The 20250-nt window shown below is 73.4% G+C and carries 18 protein-coding genes; 6 read left to right on the forward strand and 12 right to left on the reverse strand.

Annotated features, from left to right (window positions below; translation table 11 throughout):
- Positions 1 to 111: 111 nt before the first annotated feature.
- A complete protein-coding gene (glnA2, locus tag QSK22_RS03220) occupies positions 112 to 1473 on the forward strand; it encodes a gamma-glutamylpolyamine synthetase GlnA2 (protein WP_285492416.1) in 1362 nt (453 codons plus the stop codon).
- A gap of 110 nt (positions 1474 to 1583) precedes the next feature.
- Entirely contained in the window at positions 1584 to 4634 is a 3051-nt protein-coding gene (locus QSK22_RS03225) for a bifunctional [glutamine synthetase] adenylyltransferase/[glutamine synthetase]-adenylyl-L-tyrosine phosphorylase (protein WP_285492417.1), read from the forward strand.
- A gap of 4 nt (positions 4635 to 4638) precedes the next feature.
- On the opposite strand, the gene QSK22_RS03230 is transcribed toward QSK22_RS03225, so the two are convergent.
- The 5 genes from QSK22_RS03230 to glnA form a co-directional block, all read right to left on the reverse strand.
- Complete coding sequence (locus QSK22_RS03230) at positions 4639 to 5439, reverse strand: phosphatase PAP2 family protein (RefSeq protein ID WP_285492418.1); 801 nt, start codon at positions 5437 to 5439, stop codon at positions 4639 to 4641.
- A 175-nt stretch (positions 5440 to 5614) separates the two neighbouring features.
- Positions 5615 to 6460 (reverse strand): phosphatase PAP2 family protein, encoded by an 846-nt coding sequence (locus QSK22_RS03235; RefSeq protein ID WP_285492419.1) that lies wholly within the window; start codon positions 6458 to 6460, stop codon positions 5615 to 5617.
- Between the two features lie 197 nt (positions 6461 to 6657).
- Positions 6658 to 7083 carry an OsmC family protein gene (locus QSK22_RS03240; protein ID WP_285492420.1) on the reverse strand — a complete coding sequence of 142 codons (426 nt, stop codon included), beginning with the start codon at positions 7081 to 7083 and terminating at the stop codon, positions 6658 to 6660.
- A gap of 95 nt (positions 7084 to 7178) precedes the next feature.
- Positions 7179 to 7301, reverse strand: coding sequence for a hypothetical protein (locus QSK22_RS03245; protein ID WP_285492421.1), 123 nt, complete (start codon positions 7299 to 7301; stop codon positions 7179 to 7181).
- A 671-nt stretch (positions 7302 to 7972) separates the two neighbouring features.
- Positions 7973 to 9397: a type I glutamate--ammonia ligase gene (glnA, locus tag QSK22_RS03250; RefSeq protein ID WP_285492422.1), complete on the reverse strand. Its 1425-nt coding sequence runs from the start codon at positions 9395 to 9397 to the stop codon at positions 7973 to 7975.
- 233 nt (positions 9398 to 9630) lie between these two features.
- On the opposite strand from glnA, the gene QSK22_RS03255 reads away from it, so the two are divergent.
- Positions 9631 to 10119 (forward strand): RDD family protein, encoded by a 489-nt coding sequence (locus tag QSK22_RS03255; protein WP_285492423.1) that lies wholly within the window; start codon positions 9631 to 9633, stop codon positions 10117 to 10119.
- Positions 10120 to 10230: 111 nt separating this feature from the next.
- Here the strand turns inward: QSK22_RS03255 and QSK22_RS03260 are convergent, their stop codons facing one another.
- Together QSK22_RS03260 and lipA are read right to left on the reverse strand one after the other, a co-directional pair.
- Complete coding sequence (locus QSK22_RS03260; protein ID WP_285492424.1) at positions 10231 to 10926, reverse strand: DUF4191 domain-containing protein; 696 nt, start codon at positions 10924 to 10926, stop codon at positions 10231 to 10233.
- Between the two features lie 111 nt (positions 10927 to 11037).
- Entirely contained in the window at positions 11038 to 11967 is a 930-nt protein-coding gene (lipA, locus tag QSK22_RS03265; protein ID WP_285492425.1) for a lipoyl synthase, read from the reverse strand.
- Positions 11968 to 12152: 185 nt separating this feature from the next.
- Here lipA and QSK22_RS03270 point away from each other — a divergent pair, with 185 nt between their 5' ends.
- Positions 12153 to 12656 carry a DUF1877 family protein gene (locus tag QSK22_RS03270; protein WP_285492426.1) on the forward strand — a complete coding sequence of 168 codons (504 nt, stop codon included), beginning with the start codon at positions 12153 to 12155 and terminating at the stop codon, positions 12654 to 12656.
- A gap of 38 nt (positions 12657 to 12694) precedes the next feature.
- Here QSK22_RS03270 and lipB read toward each other — a convergent pair whose 3' ends face one another.
- From lipB to QSK22_RS03295, 5 genes are all read right to left on the reverse strand, one after another.
- Complete coding sequence (gene lipB, locus QSK22_RS03275) at positions 12695 to 13432, reverse strand: lipoyl(octanoyl) transferase LipB (RefSeq protein WP_502872263.1); 738 nt, start codon at positions 13430 to 13432, stop codon at positions 12695 to 12697.
- 25 nt (positions 13433 to 13457) lie between these two features.
- Positions 13458 to 14195, reverse strand: coding sequence for a Type 1 glutamine amidotransferase-like domain-containing protein (locus QSK22_RS03280; protein WP_285492427.1), 738 nt, complete (start codon positions 14193 to 14195; stop codon positions 13458 to 13460).
- A 180-nt stretch (positions 14196 to 14375) separates the two neighbouring features.
- Complete coding sequence (gene sucB / locus QSK22_RS03285) at positions 14376 to 15842, reverse strand: 2-oxoglutarate dehydrogenase, E2 component, dihydrolipoamide succinyltransferase (protein ID WP_285492428.1); 1467 nt, start codon at positions 15840 to 15842, stop codon at positions 14376 to 14378.
- A gap of 41 nt (positions 15843 to 15883) precedes the next feature.
- The gene (gene lpdA / locus QSK22_RS03290) at positions 15884 to 17275 is read right to left on the reverse strand and encodes a dihydrolipoyl dehydrogenase (protein ID WP_285492429.1); all 1392 of its coding nucleotides are present in this window, start codon (positions 17273 to 17275) and stop codon (positions 15884 to 15886) included.
- A 195-nt stretch (positions 17276 to 17470) separates the two neighbouring features.
- Positions 17471 to 18961 (reverse strand): leucyl aminopeptidase, encoded by a 1491-nt coding sequence (locus tag QSK22_RS03295; protein ID WP_285492430.1) that lies wholly within the window; start codon positions 18959 to 18961, stop codon positions 17471 to 17473.
- Positions 18962 to 19172: 211 nt separating this feature from the next.
- Here QSK22_RS03295 and QSK22_RS03300 point away from each other — a divergent pair, with 211 nt between their 5' ends.
- Entirely contained in the window at positions 19173 to 19955 is a 783-nt protein-coding gene (locus QSK22_RS03300) for a GntR family transcriptional regulator (protein ID WP_285492431.1), read from the forward strand.
- Positions 19956 to 20014: 59 nt separating this feature from the next.
- Positions 20015 to 20242 (forward strand): 4Fe-4S dicluster domain-containing protein, encoded by a 228-nt coding sequence (locus QSK22_RS03305; protein WP_285492432.1) that lies wholly within the window; start codon positions 20015 to 20017, stop codon positions 20240 to 20242.
- The last annotated feature ends 8 nt before the right edge of the window (positions 20243 to 20250 follow it).

Raw genomic sequence — 20250 nt, forward strand, 5'->3', positions numbered from 1 at the left:
GGCATACTGCAGAATCCCGGACCTGTCGGCACCAGCGTAAACGCCCGTTCAAGCAATGCCGGGCGCGGGCATGGACCGGGCAGTCGGGCTAGCTCATGAGGGAGTAAGGCTTTGGACCGTCAGCAGGAGTTCGTGCTCCGCACCCTGGAGGAGCGCGACATCCGCTTCATCCGGCTGTGGTTCACCGACGTGCTCGGGTTCCTCAAGTCCGTGGCGGTCGCCCCCGCCGAGCTCGAAGGCGCCTTCGACGAGGGCATCGGCTTCGACGGGTCGGCCGTGGAGGGCTTCGCCCGCGTCTACGAGGCCGACATGATCGCCAAGCCGGACCCGTCCACCTTCCAGGTGCTGCCCTGGCGCAGCGAGTCGCCCGGCGTGGCCCGCATGTTCTGCGACATCCTCATGCCGGACGGCACCCCCAGCTTCGCCGACCCGCGCTTCGTGCTCAAGCGCGCCCTGGCCCGGGCCGCCGACCTCGGGTTCACCTTCTACACCCACCCCGAGATCGAGTTCTTCCTGCTGCGCGACCGGCCCGAGGACGGCCGCGTGCCCGACCCGGTGGACGCCGGCGGGTACTTCGACCACACCCCGCACAGCGCCGCGCACGACTTCCGGCGCAACGCGATCATGATGCTGGAGGCCATGGGCATCTCGGTGGAGTTCAGCCACCACGAGAACGCCCCCGGCCAGCAGGAGATCGACCTGCGCTACGCCGACGCGCTCACCACCGCCGACAACATCATGACGTTCCGGCTGGTGATGAAGGAGGTGGCGCTGGAGCAGGGGGTGTACGCCACCTTCATGCCCAAGCCGTTCACCGACCACCCCGGCTCGGGCATGCACACCCACATGTCGCTGTTCGAGGGCGACCGCAACGCCTTCTACGAGCCGGGCGCCGAGTACCAGCTGTCCAAGGTGGGCCGCGCGTTCATCGCCGGCGTGCTGCGGCACTCCGCCGAGATCACCGCCGTGTGCAACCAGTGGGTCAACTCCTACAAGCGGCTGTGGGGCGGCGTCGGCTCCACCGCGGGCGCCGGCGGCGAGGCCCCGCCGTACATCTGCTGGGGCCACAACAACCGCTCGGCGCTGGTGCGGGTGCCGATGTACAAACCGCACAAGGGCCACTCCACCCGCATCGAGTTCCGCTCGCTGGACTCGGCCTGCAACCCCTACCTGGCGTTCGCCGCCATCCTCGGCGCCGGGCTGAAGGGCATCGAGCAGGGCTACGAGCTGCCCCCGGGCGCCGAGGACGACGTGTGGGCGCTCACCCCGGCCGAGCGGCGCGCCATGGGCATCCGCCCGCTGCCGCAGAGCCTGGACGAGGCCATCCACGCGATGGAGCGCAGCGAGCTGATGGCCGACGTGCTCGGCGAGCACACCTTCGACTTCTTCCTGCGCAACAAGCGCCAGGAGTGGGAGGACTACCGCCGCCAGGTCACCGAGTACGAGCGCCGCCGCCTGATCCACATCCTCTGACGGCCCGCGCCCCGCCGGCCCTCCCCGGCCGCGCCGCCGGAGACGCAATCGAGACGTTCGGGTGGGCGCTTGGGGAGTCCCGTGGGGCGCATTCGGTTTAACTTGAGTGCGTGAGCGTGTCGTGGACGCCGGACCGCCGTCCCTCGCTGCCGGGGCGGCTGGCCAGGCTCGGATTCAGCGAGGCGGGACGGGCCGAACGGCTGCTGAAGGAGGCCGAGGACGCCGGTGTCCCACTCGGCGACGACCTGCTGGACGGCCTGGGCGCCACGGCCGACCCGGACCTGGCTCTGGACGGGCTGCTGCGGCTGCTGACCGCCGCGTCCGGCGAGCCGCCGGCGGCACGCGAGCTGCGCGCGGCGCTGGAGCACGAGCCGCCGGTTCGCCGGCGGCTGCTGGCGGTGCTGGGGGTCAGCGCCGCCTTCGCCGACCACCTGGCCCGCCATCCCGGGCAGTGGCGGGCGCTGCGGGACGATGATGGATCGGTCCAAGCGGATCCGCGGACCGTCCTCCTGGGCGCCGTGGGCGCCGATCCGGACGCCGCCGAACCGGTCGCCCGCGACGCCTCCCCCGAGACGCTGGTGGCGCTGCGCGTCGCCTACCGGCGGCGGCTGCTCGGCCTGGCCGGCCGCGACCTGACCGGCGCCGCCGACGTCGCCGAGGTGGCCGCCGAACTCGCCGACCTGGCCGCCGCGGCGCTGCAGGCGGGCCTGGCCGTGGCGCGCGCCGAGGTGCCCGAGCACACCGCCTGCCGGCTGGCCGTGATCGGCATGGGCAAGTGCGGCGGCCGCGAGCTCAACTACGTCAGCGACGTGGACGTGATCTTCGTGGCGGAGCCGCGCGACGGCCACCCCGAGGACGCCGCCATGCGCGCCGCCACCCGCCTGGCCTCGGCCATGATGCGGGCCTGCTCGGCGCACACCACCGAGGGCGCGCTGTGGGAGGTGGACGCCGCGCTGCGCCCCGAGGGCAAGGCCGGGCCGCTGGTGCGCTCGCTGGCCAGCCACCGCGCCTACTACGAGCGCTGGGCCAAGACCTGGGAGTTCCAGGCGCTACTGAAGGCCCGCCCCGTCGCCGGCGACCCCGACCTCGGCGCCCGCTACCTCGACATGATCACTCCGCTGGTGTGGCAGGCCGCGGCGGGGGAGGGGTTCGTCGACGAGGTGCAGTCGATGCGCCGCCGCGTCGAGGCCCACCTCAACCGCCGCGACCCGGCCGCCGAACGCGAGCTCAAGCTCGGCCCCGGCGGGCTGCGCGACGTGGAGTTCGCGGTGCAGCTGCTGCAGCTCGTGCACGGCCGCGCCGACGAGACGCTGCGCGGCCGCGGCACCCTGGAGGCGCTGGCCGCCCTGTCGGAGGGCGGGTACGTGGGCCGCGACGACGCCGCCGCGCTCGCCGCTGCCTACCGGTTCCTGCGCCGCGTCGAGCACCTGGTCCAGCTGCACCGGCTGCGCCGCACCCACGTGGTCCCCGAGGACCCGGCCGACCTGCGCCGCCTCGGCCGCGCCCTCGGCCTGCGCACCGACCCCGTCGGCGAGTTCACCGCGCAGTGGCGGCGGCACGCCCGCCAGGTGCGGCGGCTGCACGAGAAGCTGTTCTACCGGCCGCTGCTGCGCGCCGTGGCCCGCCTCCCCGGACCCGAGGCCCGCCTCACCCACGCGGCCGCCCGCACCCGCCTGGAGGCGCTCGGCTACGCCGATCCGGCGGGCGCGCTGCGGCACATCGAGGCGCTGACCGCCGGGGTGTCGCGGCGCGCCGCCATCCAGCGCACGCTGCTGCCGGTCATGCTCGGCTGGTTCGCCGACGCCCCCGACCCCGACGCGGGCCTGCTCGGCTTCCGCCAGGTCAGCGACGCCCTCGGCGCCACCCCCTGGTACCTGCGGCTGCTGCGCGACGAGGTCACCGTCGCCGAGCGCATGGCCTGGGTGCTGGGCTCCAGCCGGTACGCCACCGACCTGCTGCTGCGCGCCCCCGAGGCGGTGACCATGCTGGTCGGCGACGCCGAGCTGGCGCCGCGCCCGTACGAGGCGCTGCGCACCGAGGCGCTGGCCGCCGTGCGCCGCCACGCCCCCTCCGAGCCGGCCGCCGGGGCCGGCGCGGTGCTGCCCGCCGAGGAGGCCGTCGCCGTCGTGCGCGGGCTGCGCCGCCGCGAGCTGTTCCGCGTGGCCGTCGCCGACCTGCTCGACCTGGCCGACGTGCGCACCGTCGGGGAGGCGCTGTCCGACATCGCCGCCGTCACCGTCGAGGCCGCGCTGCAGGCCGCCATCGACAAGATCCAGATGGAGCGGCGGGGGCCGCTGCCCACCCGGATCGCCGTGGTGGCGATGGGCCGCTTCGGCGGGCACGAGCTCGGCTACGGCAGCGACGCCGACGTGATGTTCGTGCACGACCCGCTGCCCGGTGCCGACGAACGCGACGCGCACGCGGCCGCGCACGCCGTCGCCGAGGAGATGCGCCGCCTGCTGGCGCTGCCCGCCCCCGACCCGCCGCTGGAGATCGACCCCAACCTGCGCCCCGAGGGCCGCCAGGGCCCGCTGGTGCGCACGCTGGCCTCCTACGCCGCCTACTACGCCCGCTGGTCGGAGCCGTGGGAGAGCCAGGCCCTGCTGCGCGCCCACGCCACCATCGGCGACCGGGAGCTGTGCGAACGCTTCCACGCCGTCGTCGACCCGGTGCGCTGGCCCGAGGGCGGCATCGACGACGACGCCGTCCGGCAGATCCGGCGGCTGAAGGCCCGCATGGAGTCCGAGCGGCTGCCCCGCGGCGTGGAGCGGCGCCTGCACATCAAGCTCGGCCCCGGCGGGCTGTCGGACGTCGAGTGGGTCGCCCAGCTGCTGCAGCTGCGCCACGCCCACGACGTGCCCGCGCTGCGCACCACCCGCACCCTCGCCACCCTGGAGGCGGCCGCCGCCGAGAACCTGCTCGCCCCCGCCGACGCCGAGGTGCTGGCGGACGCCTGGCAGCTGGCCACCCGCCTGCGCAACGCGATGATGCTGGTGCGCGGCCGGGCCTCCGACGTGCTGCCGACCGACCACCACCGCGAGCGCAGTTCCGTCAGCCGCATGCTCGGCTACCCCGGCACCGGCGACCTGCTGGAGGACTACCGCCGCCACGCCCGCCGCGCCCGCGCCGTGGTGGAACGCGTCTTCTACGGCGAGGAGTGACCGGCTAGGGGGTCGAGGACTGACCGGTGGCGCGGGCCGGGAGCAGGACGGCGAAGGCCCGGAACGCGCCCCGGCCCAGGACGACGCCGCAGGCCAGCGCGACCGCGCCGCCGACGGCGTCCAGCAGGTAGTGGTTCGCGGTCCCTATGATCACGAAGATGGTGGCGGTCGGGTACAGCGCGGCCGCCGGCACCGCCCAGGGCCGCCGCCGCCCGGCCACCCCGATCACCGCCATCGCGCACCACAGCGACCACGCCGTGTGCATCGACGGCATCGCCGCGTACTGGTTGGACACCGACGCCATCGGCGAGGAGCCGTAGATGCCCCACGTCCCGAAGCTGATCACCGTGTCGGTGAAGCCGGGCAGCATGCGCGGCGGCGCCAGCGGATACAGCCAGAAGCCGACCAGCCCCACCATCGTCGTGGCGAACAGGACCGTGCGGTAGGCCGCGTACCGGTCAGGGTGCCGCGTGTACAGCCACACCAGCACGCCGATCGTCACGGCGAAGTGCATCGTGGCGTAGAAGTAGTTCGCCGGAACCGCCAGCCAGGCGTGCTCGGCGAACAGCCGGTTCAGCGTGTACTCGATGTCGAGGTGCAGGTCGTACTCCAGGGCGAGGATCTCCTGCGCCCGGTGCGCGGCGGTGGCGTGGTCGGCCGGCACCAGGTTGCGGACCATCGAGTAGCAGCCGTAGCAGATCGTGATCAGCAGCAGCTCCGGCCACAGCCGGGGACGGCGCGCTGCGCGCCGCGCGACGGCGCCGCCCGGGGATCGCCGCCCCGGCGCGTCGTCCGTCCCGGGCACGAGCCCCGCGATCCTGGAGGCCCGGCTACCGCGCACCCGAGGACCGGCCGGAGCGGAGTGGCGTGCCGCCCGCATCCCTGATGCCGGGGTCCGTTCGGGGGGTGTCGCCAGCCGTCCGCCGTCCGGGCGCGGACCGTCCGCGCCGCCTCGCCTTCGCATGAAGTTGTGCCTCCGCCTACCGCTCGGCCCCCGCGGCCACCACGGTCCGCACGGTCGTCGCCCGCCGCGTCCGCTCCGGCAGCGCGTGGCGGTACCGAAGCCAGGACGCGTACAGGGCGGCCGCGATCAACGCGATGCCCGCCGCCGCGTCCAGCACGTAGTGGTTGGCGGTGGCCAGGATGACGGCCACCGTCGTGGCCGGATAGACGACGCCGAGCACCCGCACCCACCGGCGGGCCGCCAGCCGAACCAGCACGAACCCGCACCACAGCGCCCATCCCGCGTGCATCGACGGCATGGCCGCGTACTGGTTGGTCAGCGTGCCGGACGCGTCGCTGGCGTACAGCCCCATCGAGTGCAGGGCCGTCACCGGGTCCACGAACCCCTCGTGCTCCAGGAACCGCGGCGGGGCCAGGGGGTACAGCCAGAACCCCAGCAGCGCCGCGCCCGTGGCCGCCATGATGCCCGTGCGCAGCCACCGGTAGTGGACGGGGTGCCGCCGGTACACCCAGACGACGACGCCCAGGGTCACCGCGAAGTGGGCGGTGGCGTAGAAGACGTTGGCGGCGCGCGCCAGCCAGGGCGCCTCCAGCAGCAGCCGGTTGAGGCCCAGCTCGACGTCGATGCCCAGGGACCGCTCGAACGCCAGAACCTGGTCGGCATGGGTGAACGCCGGCCCCGTGCCGTCCTGAACCAGGATCAGCCTCGTGAGCGTATAACCCGTGTAGAACAGAACGATCAGCGCCAGCTCGCGCCACACCGACGGCGCGAACGACCCCACGGCACCCGCCCGGGGCCGCGCCGTGCCGCGGCCGGGGGGTGCGAACCGGCTGGGGGTGGCCGTGGGGGCGGTTTGGACCATGCCGCCTATCCTCGCCGCGGGCCTCTCAATTGAGATCACCGGGACGAATGGTCTTCTTCTCAGACTTGAGTAGTACGCGCCCGAGGGGACTTCGGACCTTCAGGGGGAGGAGGCGCGGTGTCCCCCCGATGAAGTGCAAGGATGCCCCTGATGAACAGGCGCGGTCGTCTCGCCGCGTCTACTCCGGGAGGGATGCTTCAGGCGGAGCGGCCCTCTCCGGACGACCCGGGCAGCACCTGCTCCACGGTCATCGGCTCCTTGAGCGCGTTGCCGACCGTGCAGTAGCTCGCGTGCACCCTGCGGGCCACGGCCTCGAACACCTCGGCGGCCTTCTCCTCGCCCTCGGGCAGCTCCACCTCGTAATCGATCGTGATCGTGCCCAGCCTGCTGGTGGCGACCTTGTCGGCGCGGACGGTGGCGGCCAGCCGCGCCGGCCGGTGCCCGCGCCCCGCGGTCAGCGGCTCCACGGTGACCAGCTCGCAGCCGCCCAGCGCGGCCAGCAGCAGCTCGACGGGCGTGAACGCGCCCGGCGTCTCCCCGGAGCCGTCGACGGCGACCCGCGCCCCACGGTCGTTGACCGCTTCGAAACCGTCGTCGGTGCGCCGGACCCTTACCGTGGCCATCTGATCCCCTTGTGCTCGTCGCGTCGCCCGGGCCCCGCCCGGGCGCCCGTCGGCGCAACAAGATCAGCGGCTCGGATGTTCCCCCGGCGGGAGGGTCACCCGACCTTCAGGGGCCGGCCGTCCGCGCCGGACGTGGTGATGATGCCGGCGGACTGGCGGAGCGGCAGCCCGGCGCCGTTGTCGGGGGCGAGCGGATTGGCCGCCTTGACCCGCGTCACACCGGTGGCGGCGTAGACGGCGGGGGCCCGGACGGGGTGTGCGGCTTCTGCGCGGCGCCGCCGACGCCATGGCGGCCTTGGGTTTCGCGTCGTCGTCCGCGCCGCTGAAGCCGTCCAGCGGCACGCCGTACACCTGCACCGCGGGCGCTGCGGCCGTCGCGCGCCTCCCAAGCTCGGGCCCGGACGCCACCGGCGCGCCGGCCTGGCCCGGACGGCCGCCGGCGCCGCCGGGGCGGGCCGGTGGCGCCCGCCGCCGGACGTGCTGCCCGGACGCCCCGCCGCGGCCTGGTGCGGCCGGCCGCCGGTGACGCTCTCAGGGTAGGCCGGGCGGTCACTGTCCGTCACCGCGCGAAGACGCCTGGCGCCCACTGGCCAGGGAGCTGTCACCCGTGAGCGATGCGGCCGAGGTCAGGACCCCTGTCACGCACAGTGCCGCCGCCGCCGCGGTGGGCGAGCCCAGGCGCATGCGAAAAGGCCGCCCGACCGCCTGCCCGTTGCGGACCGGCGGCCGGGCGGCCGCTCGCTTGCCGACGTGCCCCTGGCGATGCCCTCAAGCAGCCCCGGATACCGCGACGCCCGGTCGGGCGCCGCGATCAGACGTCGTAGTGCAACTCAGACGGAACCAGGCGGGGGCACGCTGATGATGTGCCAGGTCAGCGCGCCCCGACCGGTCACACGTCGTAGTAGAGCTCGAACTCGTGCGGGTGGGGGCGCAGGCGGATCGGGTCGATCTCGAACTCGCGCTTCATGGAGATCCAGGTCTCGATGAGGTCGGGGGTGAACACCCCGCCCTCCAGGAGGAAGTCGTGGTCGTCCTCCAGGGCGTCCAGGACCTTCTCCAGCGAGCCGGGCACCTGCGGGATGGCGCGGGCCTCCTCGGGCGGCAGCTCGTAGAGGTCCTTGTCCACCGGCTCGGCGGGCTCGATCTTGTTCTTGATGCCGTCCAGGCCCGCCATCAGCATCGCCGAGAAGGCCAGGTACGGGTTGCAGGACGGGTCCGGCACGCGGAACTCGACCCGCTTGGCCTTGGGGTTGGAGCCGGTGATCGGGATGCGGATGCAGGCCGACCGGTTGCGCTGCGAGTACACCAGGTTGACCGGGGCCTCGAAGCCGGGCACCAGGCGGTGGTAGGAGTTCACCGTCGGGTTGGTGAAGGCCAGCAGCGCCGGGGCGTGCTTGAGCAGGCCGCCGATGTAGTAGCGGGCGGTGTCCGACAGGCCCGCGTAGCCGACCTCGTCGTAGAACAGCGGCGAGCCGTCCTTCCACAGCGACTGGTGGCAGTGCATGCCCGACCCGTTGTCACCGAAGATCGGCTTGGGCATGAACGTCACCGTCTTGCCCGCGGCGCGCGCCACGTTCTTGACGACGTACTTGTAGAGCAGCAGGTTGTCGGCCGTCTTCAGCAGCGTGTCGAAGCGGAAGTCGATCTCGGCCTGGCCCGCCGTGCCGACCTCGTGGTGCTGCATCTCCACCTGGACGCCCACCCCGAGCAGCTGGGAGACCATCTCCGAGCGCAGGTCGGTGAAGTGGTCCATCGGGGGGACGGGGAAGTAGCCGCCCTTGTACGGCGGCTTGGCGCCGAGGTTGCCGCCGGCCTCCTCGCGCCCGGTGTTCCAGGCGCCCTCGACCGAGTCGAGGAAGTAGTAGCCCGCGTTCTGCTTGGTCTCGAAGCGGACGTCGTCGAAGATGTAGAACTCGGCCTCGGGGCCGAAGAACGCGGTGTCGGCGATGCCGGTGCCGCGCAGGTACTCCTGCGCCTTCTTGGCCACGTTGCGCGGGTCGCGGCTGTAGGGCTCGCCGGTCAGCGGGTCGTGGACGAAGAAGTTGAGGTTGAGGGTCTTGTGCTGGCGGAACGGGTCGAGCACCGCGGTGCTCGGGTCCGGCAGCAGCAGCATGTCCGACTCGTGGATCTCCTGGAAGCCGCGGACCGACGAGCCGTCGAACATCAGCCCCTCGGTGAAGACGCTCTCGCCGAAGCTCTCCACGGGGAACGTGAAGTGCTGCATCTTCCCGGGCAGGTCGACGAATCGACAGTCGACGAAACGCACGCCTTCGCGTTCGATATAGCTCAGGACCTCTTCGGCGCTGCTGAACATCCAGCCTCCTTGGGGCGCTTTCGGCTCCAGAGGAGGCTATGGCCAGGCCGTTTCCCTACCGTGTCCCATATGTTTCGCGTGTGTTACGGCTCACGTTGGGTGGCGGTTTTGGGGGCGTCCGTGCCGTTTCACTAAGTTTCATCGGTCCCGTGAGCCTCGCCGGTGTCCGGCGGCGTCGCCGGCCGCGGGGAGCCGATGGGGACCCACCGCGGGGAGCGGATAGCGTAGAGGCCATGAGCAGCAGCGGTAAGGAGCGGCCCGCCGCGGGGGCGCGGTGGACGCAGACGTGGCTGGGCGGCGCCCGCTCGGCCGGTGCGGACCTCGGCTACCCGGGCGAGCGGCTCGGGTTGCCCGAGCAGGGCGGCGGAGCCGTCGCCGGGTACGGCCGCCGCCTGCTGGCCCTGTTCATCGACTGGGGGCTGTCCCTGCTGGTCGCCAGCCTCCTGGCGCGCGTGTTCGAGCTGTCGCCGCCCGAGCGCAGCCTGACGACGCTGCTGGTGTTCGGCGTGCAGGCCTGGGTGCTGGTCGGGCTGCTCGGCATCACGATCGGCAAGCGGATCTGCGGCATCCGGGTGGCGCGGCTGGACGGCCGCCCCGTCGGGCCCGTATGGGGGCTGGCCCGCGCCGTCCTGCTGGTGGCGGTCGTGCCCGCGCTGATCTGGGACCGCGACCACCGCGGCCTGCACGACCGCGCCGCCAACACCATCGTCGTCAACCTCTGACGCGCTCCCCGCAGCCCCGCAGAGCACGGGCAGGGCCCGCACACCGGACACGAACACCAAGAAGCGCCCCCGGACCGGGGGCGCTTTCTTGCGCGTCGTACAGGGAGGCGGTCAGCGCATCTTGGGCTTGGGCCCCTTGGGCATCCGGACGCCCTTCGGCATCGGGCCCTTGGGCATCTGCATGGCGCGGGGGAGCGCCCGCAGCCGGTCGTTCAGCTCGCCGACCTGCCCCTTGGTGAGGTTGCGGGGAAGCTTCATCAGGTGCCGCTGCAGCTTGTCCACCGGGATCTGGCCGTCGGCGTCGCCGACCTGCACGTCGTAGATCGGCACCTGCTGGGCGGCGCGCGCGATGCGCTTCTTCTCCGCCCCCAGCAGCGCCTTCACCCGGTTGGGCGGGCCCTCGGACACCAGGATCACCCCGGGGCGCCCCACCACGCGGTGCACCATGTCGAGGTTGCGGTTGCCGGCGACGGCCTCGGTGACCGTCCAGTTGCCGCGCATGCTCTTCAGGATCGCCGCGGCCGCGCCCGGCTGCCCGGCGATCATCTTGTACTGCGCGCGCTGCGCCAGCTGACCGAACACGATCATGCCGACGGCGGCCGCGGCCAGCAGCGCCAGCGGGATGAAGAACCACAGGCTGCCGACGACCACCCCGATCAGGATGACGACGACCAGGGTGCCGAGCGCGGAGGCGAACACGATCGGCAGGGCCTTGGGATCGGCCTGCTTGAGCAGCCGGGCGACCAGTCGGATCTGCTGGAAGCGGCCCGGACGCTCCTGGGCCCCGTCCGTCGGCTTGTTCGACATGGCCTCAAGGATAGTGCCGTCGTACCACTCGCCCGACATCTCCCCGACCGGCGCATATCCGCCGACCGGGTGCGGGCGGCCCGCCGGCCGCGCGGCGCGGACGGGCCGGTGTCAGGGCTCGCGGGCCTCGATCGCCTGCCGGTAGAGCCGCCCGGCGCGGTAGCTGGAGCGCACCAGCGGCCCGGACATCACCCCGGCGAAGCCGATCTCCTCGGCCTCCTCGCGCAGCTCGACGAACTCTTCGGGCTTGACCCACCGCTCCACCGGATGGTGCCGCGGGGTGGGCCGCAGGTACTGGGTGATGGTGACCAGCTCGCAGCCCGCCTCGTGCAGGTCGCGCAGCGCCTGGGAGACCTCCTCGCGGGTCTCGCCCATGCCCAGGATCAGGTTGGACTTGGTGACCAGCCCGGCCGCGCGGGCCTGGGTGAGCACGTCCAGCGACCGCTCGTACCGGAAGGCGGGACGGATGCGCTTGAAGATGCGCGGCACGGTCTCCACGTTGTGCGCCAGCACCTCCGGACGCGCGCCGAACACCTCGCCGAGCAGGTCGGGGCGGCCGTTGAAGTCGGGGATCAGCAGCTCGACGCCGCAGCCGGGCACAGCGCCGTGGATGGCGCGCACGGTCTCGGCGTACAGCCAGGCGCCGCCGTCCTCCAGGTCGTCGCGGGCCACGCCGGTGACGGTGGCGTACCGCAGCCCCATCCGAGCGACCGACTCGGCCACCCGGCGCGGCTCGTCGCGGTCGAGCTCGGCGGGCTTGCCGGTGTCGATCTGGCAGAAGTCGCAGCGCCGGGTGCACTGGTCGCCGCCGATGAGGAAGGTGGCCTCCCGGTCCTCCCAGCACTCGTAGATGTTGGGGCAGCCCGCCTCCTGGCACACCGTGTGCAGCCCCTCGGACTTCACCAGGCCCATCAGCTCGCGGTACTGCGGACCGGTCTTCAGCCGCGTTTTGATCCACTCGGGCTTGCGCTCGATCGGCGTCTGGCTGTTGCGGGCTTCGATGCGCAGGAGCCTGCGCCCCTCGGGTGTCACCGTCGTCACCCTCACAGGGTACGTCCCATACCGGACGCCCAGTACAACCCCCGCATGGTGACCTGCGCCCCATCGCAAACGGCGGACGGGGGACGAATCAGGCAGGCCGATTCCCGCGTTTCCACCCTCCGTATCGGCGGTTCTTTCTAAGGTGACACCCTGTCGCCGTCTCGACCCCGTACGGAGGAACCACCGTGGGACTGGCCATGACGTACCTGAGGGTGCCGCCGACGCTGGAGGGCGAGCCCGACCCCTCGCGCATCGCCCGGCTGGTGTTCGGCATCGCCGACTGGCGGCGCCGCCACCCCGCCGAGCACATCGTCGACCTCGGCGCCGCCTGGCAGGCGCTGCACTACCTGATCACCGGGGACGCCTGGGAGGGCCGCGCCCCCGCCGCCGACGTGGTGTGCGGCGGCCGCCTGCTCACCGAGGACGGCGCCGGCGAGCTGGGCATGGACGTGATCTACCTGGCGCCCGAGCGGGTCGCGGCCGCCGCCGAGCACCTGGCCGGCACCCCGTTCGAGACGATCGCCGACCGGTTCGACCCGGAGGCGATGGCCGCCGCCGAGGTGCAGGACGCCGCCGCCATGGACCGCGACCGGGTGCTCGCGCCCGCCTACGCGCGGCTCACCGAGTTCTTCGGCAAGGCCGCCGCCGACGAGCAGGCCGTCTACAAGGTGATGACCCAGACCGGCTGACCGGCCGGGCCGCCGACCCGGCCGGTACGGCAAAAACGTCAGGAGCCGAGCAGCTGGGCGGTGGTGCGGTGCAGGACGCCGGAGGCGCCCAGCACGTCGGCCAGGTGTCGCTCCACCAGGGGCGTGATCTCGGCGACGGTGACGGTGCGGCCGAGCTCGAGGGACAGCGAGGTGGAGCCGACGTCGCGGATCCCGCACGGGACGATGCGGTCGAACCACGACATGTCGCAGTCGCAGTTCAGCATGAAGCCGTGCATGGTGACCCCGCGCGCCACCCGGATCCCGATGGAGCCGATCTTGCGGTCGGGGCTGCCGGGCACCCACAGCCCGCTGCGGCCCTCCACCGTGACGGTCTCCAGGCCGAGCTCGGTGCAGACCGCCATCATCATCTTCTCCAGCAGCCGCACGTAGCCGACCACGTCCACCGGGTCCGGCAGCCGGACGATGGGGTAGCCGGTGAGCTGCCCTGGACCGTGCCAAGTGATCTTCCCGCCGCGGTCGACGTCCACGACCGGGGCGCCGGGGTCGCCGATCGGCCGGTCCAGCGGCTCGGTCCGCTTGCCCGCCGTGTAGACGGGTTCGTGCTCCAGCAGCAGGACGGTGTCGGGGATGAGGCCGTCGGCCCGCAGCGCGTGGGTGCGGCGCTGCAGATCCCAGCCCGCCTCGTAGGGGACGGCCGCGTCCCCGAACCCGGCGTGCACGACGACCAGTTCGCGCGCGGCGGCCGGAGTGCTCGTGGTCTCCGGCTCGCGTACGTCTACCTTCAGATCGGTCACGACGCCCAGCTTATGCCCGGGGTCGTCATGACGAGGCGAGCAGCCTGGGCTCGATGCGGCGCTCGGCGGCCGAGCCGGAGCCGTCCGGCACGACGTGGTAGGCGCCCGCGCCCTTGCCGTAGGACACCGCCTGGACCAGCTCGGTGCCCACGTAGTGCAGGGCCGCCTTCTCGTCGGCGGCGTACGCCTCCGCCAGGGTCCCCTCGGCGACGAGCTGGTGCAGCAGGGGACGGCGCTCCGGCTCGCTGTCGTAGTGGACGCCGCACGAGTACGGCAGCAGCCCCAGCCCGTCGGCCAGCGGCCGCAGGTTCGGCCCGAACGAGTCGGTGGTGCCGCCCGTGTGCCAGCACAGCGCGCCCGCGCTCTGCCCGCACAGCACCACGCCCTCCGTCCACGCCTCCCGCATCATCTCGTCGAGCCCGTGCAGCCGCCACAGCGCCAGCAGGTTGGCGGTGCTGCCGCCGAACACGTACACCAGGTCCTGCGACAGCAGGTGCGAGCGCATGTCCGCCATGTTCGGCATGGGGAACAGCACCAGGTGGCTGACCTCGGCGTCCAGCTGGGAGAAGGCGGCGTAGCCGCGGGCGACGTGCTCGGCGCCGTCGCCGAGGGCGGTGGTCAGGAAGCAGACCCGGGGACGGTCCTGCCCGGTCAGGTCGAGGGCGTAGCGCAGCAGCGGGCTCGGCTCGTACCCGTAACGGGCGTCGGGCACGAAGCTTCCGCCGCCGATCGCGACGATGTGGGGCTGGCCGTCGGTGCTCACTGTCTCGCCTCCGTCGCCGTGCGGGGGTGCTCGGGTTCACCCGTCACGCTACGGGCGCCTGGCGGCAACGTGACCGACTTTGGCGTTTCTTGGTGAAGGCTCCGCACCCGGGAAGCCCGGACGTGCGGAACCCCGCCGCTCCCGGCGGAGCGGCGGGGTTCCCACGGCTGCCGGACGCTCTCAGAGGCCGAGCTCGGACTCGAAGTTGCCCTCCTCCAGGCGGTGCTTGACGGTGCCGAGGAAGCGGGCGGCGTCGGCGCCGTCGATCAGGCGGTGGTCGTAGGTCAGGGCCAGGTAGACCATGGACCGCACCGCGATGACCTCGCCCAGGTTCGGGTCGTCGATGACGGCCGGGCGCTTGACGACCGCGCCGGTGCCCAGCATGCCGACCTGCGGCTGGTTGAGGATCGGGGTGTCGAACAGCGCGCCGCGGCTGCCGGTGTTGGTCAGCGTGAACGTGCCGCCCGCCACCTCGTCCGGGCTGAGCCTGTTGGTGCGGGTCCGCTCGGCCAGGTCGGCGATGCGCTTGGCCAGCCCCGCCAGGTTGAGCTGCCCGGCGTTGTGGATGACCGGGACCATCAGGCCGCGCTCGGGCACGTCCACGGCGATGCCGAGGTTCTCCACGTCGTGGTAGGTGACCTCGTTGGTCTCGCTGTTGATGACGGCGTTGAGCTTGGGGTGAACCTTCAGCGCCTCGACCGCCGCCAGCGCGAAGAACGGCAGGAACGACAGCTTGACGCCCTCGCGGGCCTGGAAGTCGTCCTTGGCCCGCTCCCGCAGCCTGGCGAGCTTGGTGACGTCGACCTCGACCACGGTGGTGAGCTGCGCGGAGACCTGCAGCGACTCCACCATGCGGCGGGCGATGGTCTGCCGGGTGCGGCTCATCTTCTCGGTCTTGCCGCGCAGCGCGGCGGCCTCCGGCGGCACCGCGACCGGCGCGGCGGGGGCCTGCGCGGGAGCCGCCGGGGCCGCGGCGGGCGCGGCCTGCGCGGCGGCCTGCTGCCGGGCGGCCTCCTGGGCGGCGCGCGCCGCCTCCAGCACGTCCTGCTTGCGGATGCGGCCGCCCACGCCGGTGCCCTTGACCGTGGACAGGTCGACGTTGTGCTCGGCGGCCAGCTTGCGCACCAGCGGCGTCACGTACGGGGCGTCCGCCGCCGGCTCGGCCGGGGCGGTTCCGGCCGCGGGCTGCTGCGCGGCGGGCGTCGGCTGCGGCGGCGTCGGCGGCTGGGCGGGCTGCGCCGGGGCGGCCGGCGGCGGCCACGCGCTCGGCGGCGGCGCCTGCTGCGGCGCGACGGGCGGCGCGGGCTGCTGCGGGGCGGGCTGCTGCGGGGCCGGGGCCTCCGGCGCCGGCGCGGGCGCCTCCTGCGCGGCGGGCTGCTCGGGCGCCGGCGGCGCGGCGGCGGCCTCGGCCTGGTCGCCGATCACGGCGAGCTCGGCGCCGACCTCGACGGTCTCGTCCTCGGCAACGGTGATCTTGACCAGCACACCCGACGCGGGAGAAGGGATCTCGGTGTCGACCTTGTCGGTCGACACTTCGAGAAGCGGCTCGTCCGTCTCGACGTGCTCACCCTCCTTCTTCAGCCAGCGGGTGACGGTGCCCTCGGTGACGCTCTCGCCGAGCTGGGGCATGGTGACGGAGACCGACATGACTCTCAGCGACTCCTTTGGAATCTCTCGCGTGCGGGCGTTCAGCCGTGCACGTGCAATGGCTTGCCGGCGAGGGCGAGGTGTGCCTCGCCGACCGCTTCGGATTGGGTCGGGTGGGGGTGGATGAGCTGGGCGACCTCGCTCGGCAGGGCCTCCCAGTTGTAGATGAGCTGACCTTCGGTGATCAGTTCTCCGACGCGGGCGCCGACCATGTGGATCCCGAGCACGGGACCGTCCACGGCCGCGATCACCTTCACCTCCCCCTGGGTGCCCAGGATCTTGCTCCTGGGGTTGCCGGCCAGGTCGTAGGTGAACTCCCTGACCTCGTGCCCCCGCTCCCGCGCCGCCCGGGTGGTCAACCCGACCGAGGCGACCTCGGGATCGGAGTAGGTGATGCGCGGCACCCCGTCGTAGTCGATCGGCTGCGGGTCGAGGCCGCCGAGCCGCTCGGCCACCAGGATGCCCTCGGCGAAGCCGACGTGGGCGAGCTGCGGGGTCGCCACCAGGTCGCCGACCGCCGAGATCGTGGGGACGCTGGTGCGGCAGTACTCGTCCACCTTGACATACCCGCGCTCGGTGGCCACGCCGGCCTCCTCCAGCCCGATGCCGTCCGACACCGGGCCGCGGCCGACGGCGACGAGCAGCAGCTCGGCCTCCAGGACTCTGCCGCCCTCCAGCGCGACGCGCACGCCCTGCGCGGTGGTCTCCGCCTTCTCGAAGCGGACGCCCAGCTCCAAGCCGATGCCGCGGTTGCGGAACGCCCGCTCCAGCCGCTTGGACGACGACTCCTCCTCCTGCGGCAGCAGGTGCGGCAGCGCCTCGACGATGGTGACCTCGGCGCCGAACGAGCGCCAGATGCCGGCGAACTCCACGCCGATCACGCCGCCGCCCAGGATGACCACCGAGGCGGGCACCCGGTCGAGGGTCAGCGCGTGGTCGCTGGTGATGATCCGCTCGCCGTCGATGTCCAGGCCGGGCAGGGACTTGGGGGCCGAGCCGGTGGCCAGCACGATGTGCCGCCCCTCCAGGACGGTGACGGCGCCGTCCGCGCCGGTGACCGCCACGGAGGTCGGGCCGGTCAGCCTGCCCTCGCCCTCGACCACGGTGATGCCCTTGGACTTGATGAGCCCGGTGAGCCCCTTGACGGTGCCGGACACGATCTTGTCCTTGTAGGCGTGCACGCCCGCGATGTCGATGCCCTCGTAGGAGGCCTTGACACCGAACCGTGCCGCCTCGCGGGTCTGGTCGGCGACCTCGGCGGCGTGCAGCAGCGCCTTGGTGGGGATGCAGCCCCGGTTGAGGCACGTGCCGCCGAGCCTGTCGCGTTCGACCAGCGCCGTGCTCATGCCGAGTTCGGCGGCGCGCAGGGCGCATGCGTATCCTCCGCTGCCGCCGCCGAGGACCACGATGTCGAAGGGGCCGTTGTCGGCCACTGGACGCTCCCTTTCCGGTCTGCGCGCTGTTGCTGTGCGGCGGCCGGGCTCAGCGCACGCGGCCCCGTCGCCATGAGGAAATCTATTCGGTTCTCCGGCCGCCCGTACGGGCGGGCGCGGGGCGTCCCGGGGCGGGGTCCCTCGGCGGCGCCGCCGGCCGCGCCGCCGCGGCCGGACCTGGCGCCGCCGCGGCGGCTACAGGCTCCCTGCGGCCAGGTCCTCGGCGATGCGGACCAGCGCGCGGGTCGCCGCTCCGGTGCCGCCCTTGGGGGTGTAGCCGTGCGGCTCGCCCTGGTTGAAGGAGGGACCGGCGATGTCCAGGTGCGCCCAGCGCAGCCCGTCGCGGACGAACTCCTTGAGGAACACGCCCGCCACGAGCATGCCGCCCCACCGCTCGCCGCTGATGTTGGCGATGTCGGCCACCGCCGAGTCGAGGCCCTTGCGCAGCTCCGCCGGGAGCGGCATGCCCCAGAACGCCTCGCCCGCGTCCCGGGCCGCCGCGACCACCTTCTCACGCAGGTCGTCGTCGTTGGCCATCACCCCCGCGGTGCGGGTGCCCAGCGCGACGATCTGCGCGCCGGTGAGGGTGGCGACGTCGACCAGCAGGTCGGGGTCGTCCTCGCCGGCGCGCACCAGAGCGTCGGCCAGGACCAGGCGGCCCTCGGCGTCGGTGTTGAGCACCTCGACGGTCTTGCCGCCGTACACCCGCAGCACGTCGGACGGGCGCTGGGCGGTGCCGCTCGGCATGTTCTCGGCCAGCGCCAGGTAGCCGACGGCGTTGACCTTCACGCCGAGCCGGGCGATCGCCGACAGCGCGCCCAGCACGGCGCCCGCGCCGCCCATGTCGGACTTCATCCAGGCCATGGACTCCGACGGCTTGAGCGACAGGCCGCCCGAGTCGAAGGTGATGCCCTTGCCGACCAGCGCGAGGGTCCGCTGGGCCTCGGGGTGGCGGTAGGCCAGGCGCACCAGCCGCGGCGGGTTGACCGAGCCCTGCCCGACGCCGACCAGGCCGCCGTAGCCGCCCTCGGCCAGCGCCTTGTCGTCCAGGATCTCGATGCCCAGGCCGGTTTCGCTCGCCACCCGCTCGGCGGTGCGGGCCAGGTCGTCGGGGGTCAGGTGGGACGGCGGCGTGTTGACCAGGTCGCGCACCAGGCAGACCGCCTCGGCCAGGGTGCGGGCGCGGTCGAGCGCCTGCTGCCCGCCGTCGGCGGAGGCGACCACGGTGAGCTGCTCGACCGGGTCCTTGCGGTCGCCGGTGCGGAACTCGTGGAAGGCGTAGTTGCCCAGCAGTGCGCCCAGTGCGACCGCCTCCACCTCGCCGGCGGTGGCGGCGGGCAGCGCGACGGCGGCGCGCCGGGTGCCGGCCAGCGCGCGCACGGCCGCTCCGGCGGCGCGGCGCAGCGCCTCGGCGTCCGGCGACTCGCCCAGGCCGACCGCGACGATCAGCGGGGCGGGCAGCGCGCCCAGGGTGGGCACCCGGGTGACCTCCTCGGCCTTGCCGGTCGCGCCCACCGCGCGCAGCGCGTCGGTCAGCCGCCCGCCGAGGGCCTCGTCGACCCCCTCGGCTCCCGCCGCCGGTCGTACGCCGTCGCCGTCCCGCCCGGTCGGGACGACGCCGATCACGAGCGCGTCGACGTCGAGTCTGGCCGGGGCCGCACTGTCAAGGCTGATGGTGGTCGTCACGTCGTCCGATGGTAGTCCTCCCGGTGACCGGTTTCGCCCTTTTGGATCAAGCCTTACCTCCCGGGACCTGCCCGCATCGCCCCGGGGGCGGGGGTGGCGGAAGTGGCGCGGGGCGGCGCGGCGCCGCAGGTGGGCGCGGTGGCGGCGGGTGGCGGGGTGGCGGGACGCCTCCGGTATTCCCTATTTCAGACCGGCTTTATATGGTATGCCCGTGACCAGCGAGAACTCCTCTGCACCGGCCCTGCCCGCCGCCCTGTCGCTGAGCGACGCGCGGCGGCTGCGGGCCGACCGCGCCCGGCAGGTCGCCGACGTGCTGCGGCGGCAGGTGCGGCACGGCGCCTTCCCGTCCGGCGTGCTGCCCGCCGAGGCCGACCTGGTGCGCGAGTTCGGCGCCACCCGCAACGCCGTCCGCGACGCCCTGGACCTGCTGCGCGGCGAGGGCCTGGTCGAACGCTGCCCGGGCGTGGGCACGGTCGTGGTCGGCGCGAAGTACCCGCACCCGCTGGAGCGGCTGCTCGGCCTGGCCGAGACGCTGCGCGAGCACGGCGAGGTCGGCAACGAGGTCCGCACCACCGGCCTGATCACGCCGCCGCGCGAGATCGCCGCCCGGCTGGGCCTGGCGGAGGCCGAGCCGGTGGTCTACATCGAGCGGCTGCGCCGCCTCAACGGGCTGCCGCTGTCGCTGGACCTCACCTACATCCCGCGCGACCTGGGCGAGCCGCTGCTGACCGAGGATTTGGCGCACAACGACGTGTTCGTCCTGCTGGAGCGCATCGCCGGGCAGCCGCTGGGGCGCGCCGAGCTGACGCTCGAGGCGGTCAACGCCGACCCGCACTCGGCGGCCACGCTGGACGCCCCGCGCGGGGCGGCGCTGATGATGGTCGAGCGGCTCACCCATCTGGCCGACGGCCGCCCCGTCGACCTGGAGTTCATCCGCTTCCGCGGCGACCGGATCACCATGCGCGGCACCCTGCGCCGCGGCCCCTGCCGGTAACCCCCAGCCACGAGCACCCCGCCTGTCATACCCCACGAGTCGATATCTGGAGCATCGCCATGGCCCTGGTCGAGTCCCGCGCCGACGTCCCCGTGACGGTGGACGAGGCGCTGTGCATCGACGGCTGCACCCTGTGCGTGGACGTGTGCCCGCTGGACGCGCTGGCCATCCACCCCGAGACCGGCAAGGCCTACATGCACGTCGACGAGTGCTGGTACTGCGGGCCCTGCGCCGACCGGTGCCCGACCGGCGCCGTCACCGTCAACATGCCGTACCTGCTGCGTTGAGGAACCCC

This window comes from Actinomadura sp. NBRC 104425 (assembly GCF_030269545.1).
GTDB classification, from domain to species: domain Bacteria; phylum Actinomycetota; class Actinomycetes; order Streptosporangiales; family Streptosporangiaceae; genus Spirillospora; species Spirillospora keratinilytica.